This is a genomic window from Variovorax beijingensis (assembly GCF_003951285.1).
Taxonomy (GTDB): domain Bacteria; phylum Pseudomonadota; class Gammaproteobacteria; order Burkholderiales; family Burkholderiaceae_C; genus Variovorax; species Variovorax beijingensis.
Genome location: NZ_RXFQ01000061.1, coordinates 1 through 2,516, shown reverse-complemented (window position 1 = coordinate 2,516; position 2,516 = coordinate 1). Strand labels below are relative to the sequence as shown.

3 protein-coding genes are annotated in these 2,516 nt (G+C 67.5%); all 3 read right to left on the bottom strand.

The features are described 5' to 3' along the window. Positions 1–57: 57 nt before the first annotated feature. The 3 genes from tnpC to tnpA are packed head-to-tail and all read right to left on the bottom strand — an operon-like array spanning position 58 to position 2,431. Positions 58–1,644: an IS66 family transposase gene (tnpC, locus tag EJO66_RS32370; RefSeq protein ID WP_124962301.1), complete on the bottom strand. Its 1,587-nt coding sequence runs from the start codon at positions 1,642–1,644 to the stop codon at positions 58–60. A 17-nt stretch (positions 1,645–1,661) separates the two neighbouring features. After that, positions 1,662–2,012, bottom strand: coding sequence for an IS66 family insertion sequence element accessory protein TnpB (gene tnpB / locus EJO66_RS32365; protein ID WP_093016479.1), 351 nt, complete (start codon positions 2,010–2,012; stop codon positions 1,662–1,664). Beyond that, complete coding sequence (gene tnpA / locus EJO66_RS32360) at positions 1,988–2,431, bottom strand: IS66-like element accessory protein TnpA (RefSeq protein ID WP_124962302.1); 444 nt, start codon at positions 2,429–2,431, stop codon at positions 1,988–1,990. Before tnpA ends, tnpB begins: the two co-directional genes overlap by 25 nt. Between the last annotated feature and the right edge of the window lie 85 nt (positions 2,432–2,516).

The window sequence follows — 2,516 nt, the reverse complement described above, 5'->3', positions numbered from 1 at the left end:
GTAAGCGCTCAATAGACCACGCCCTTGCGTGGCGCGTGACCGAGGCTCAGGAGCGGCCTACTGGCCGCCCAGCGCGATGTTCCAGGGCAGCAACGCCTCGTAGTCGTCGACGGTCTGTGCCAGCGGAAGCTTCTTGAACAAGGCGACGAGGTACCGATAGGGCTCGATGTTGTTGGCCTTGGCCGTCTCGATGAGCGAATAAAGATTGGCACTGGCGTTCGCGCCGCCGACGGTGTCGGCGAACAACCAGCTTCGTCTTCCGACGACGAAGGGCCGGATCGCGTTCTCCACCGGATTGGAGTCCAGCGGCCAAGCTGCGTTGTCCAGGAACCGCACGAGCTTGGGCCACTGCCCGTGCAGGTAGTGCAGTGCCTCGCCCAGCAAGCTCGACGGCGCGACGGCGTGCAGGTGCGTGAGCAGCAACCGCTCGATGTCGCGCACGACAGCGGCGCTGTAGCGCGAGCGCAGCCGCAGCCGGCGCGCAGGCGTCCAGTCCCTGGCCAAGGACTCCGCACGGTACAGCTTGGCAATCAGCCGCACGAACCGGGTCGCGAGCTGGTCGGGCGAGCGGGCTGCCTTCGGGATGGACTCCTCGGCCTTGATGAACGGCCGGCGTGCGTGAACCCAGCATCCAAGGTGCGTGAGACCGCCGGCCCTCGCAATGCCGTTGTAGACCTCGTAGCCGTCGCTCATGAGCGTGGTGCCGGGGCGGATGCCGGCATAGAGTTTCTCGGCGTGCACGGCGCCGCGCCCCGGCGCATAGGCGAACAGCCGCACTGGCGGACCGGTGCCGTTCATCTGCGCCCACATGTAGCTCTTCGTCTGTGCCTTGCGCCCGGGCTCCTTGAGCACCTGGACCGTGGTCTCGTCGCCGTAGATCAGGTCCGAGTCGAGCAGGTGATCGCGCAGCAGGTTGATGATGGGCTGCACGGCCCGGCCGATGCGCACGACACCGGCGGCCAGGGTGTTGCTCACGATGTCGCCGCCGAAGCGGCGCAGCAGCGCAGCCGTGCGGTACAGCGGCATGCCGAACTGGTACTTGCCGGTGATGACCCAGGCCTGGGCCTGCTCGGTGAGCAGCCCGCGCGGGATGATGCGCGCTGGCGTCGGCGCGACCCTTAGGCTCTGATCGCAGCAGGGGCAGGCGTACTTGATGCGGTGGTGCTGCAGCACACGCACCTGCTCGGGGATGACGTCCATCTGCTCGCTGACCTCGGCACCGATCTCCACCAGCGCGTGCCCGTCATGGGCGCACACACGCTCGGCCTCGGGCAGCTCGTGGCGCACGATCTCGCGCGGCAGTGCGGGGTCCAGCGGCTTGCGTCCACGCTTCTTGCGCTGATGCCCGGCGACCGTTGTCGACTCCTCTTCGTCGGTCTCGGCCTGCGGCGTCTGATCGGTGGGTGCGAGGGCCTCGGCCTCGTTGAGGAACAGGTCCTTCTGATCGGTGCCGCGGGCTTCGCTCTTGGCCGCGAACAGCTGGCGCTGCAACGCCTTCAACCGCTCCAGGGCGAGGTCCCGCTCGGTGGTCGCGACTCGCAGCGCGCCGGCCAGCGCATCGCGCTCGGCAATGAGCGCGGCAAGTTCTTCAGCGGTGATCGTGGCAGGGGCGGGTGGTGGCGACACGCCCGCTTGGATCGGCATGCCCCATCATTGTTCCTTCAGGCCACGCTGGAATAGCGCAGGCGCGAGTGGCGTTGCACCACCGCGATGTCGATGCCCTCCAGCAACCAGTGCAGCTGTTCGGCCGTCAGCGTGGGAACTGCCTCGGCCGAGGGCCAGATGAACCGGTCCTTCTCCAGGCGCTTGAGCAGCAGCCAGAAGCCGTTGCGCTCCCAACCCAGGATCTTCACCCGGTCGCGCCGCCGGTTGCTGAACACGTACGCACACGAGGCGAACGGGTCCAGGCCCAGGGCCTGTTCCACCAGCACCGCCAGGCCGTTGATGCTCAGCCGGAAGTCCACCGGCTCGCGGTGCAGGTAGACCTTCAGTCCTTCGTCGAAGCGGAACACCGCAGCCTCCCCAGCGCCTCGATCACTTCGCCGACGTGGCGCAGCTGGACGCCGCGAAGGTCGATCGCCACGCCATTGGGCAAGCGTGCCTGCACGTCCATCACGGCGACGATGTCGTCGCAGCTTCGGACCGCGATCGGCGAAGCTGGCGGCACCGGGACCGCCACGAACGCCGCAGACGCCGGCACCACGCTGGCAACGGCCTTGCGCGCGCGACCACCATGGCCATGCTCGCGAAGCCAGCGTCCCACCTGGTTGGCATTGACGCCGCACTCGCGCGCCAGGCGCGACACCGAGGCGCCTGGCTGCAGGCACAGTGCCACCAGCTGCGACTTCGCGGCTTCGTCGTACACACTGCGTCCGTCGCTCTTGTGCCCCACCACCAGCCGGCGCTTGAGGTCTTCCAAATCGTCTGTCATTTACGTTCCCGCGTTCATCTACGTGGGAACGTAGGCTGTCAGGTCACAGCCTGCGGCTCAAGGACGTGGTTTACTGACCGCATAC

Bases quoted from the DNA above. Each gene is read 5' to 3' on its own strand.
- tnpC (WP_124962301.1), bottom strand. From the start codon at position 1,644: ATGCCGATCCAAGCGGGCGTGTCGCCACCACCCGCCCCTGCCACGATC.
- tnpA (WP_124962302.1), bottom strand. From the start codon at position 2,431: ATGACAGACGATTTGGAAGACCTCAAGCGCCGGCTGGTGGTGGGGCAC.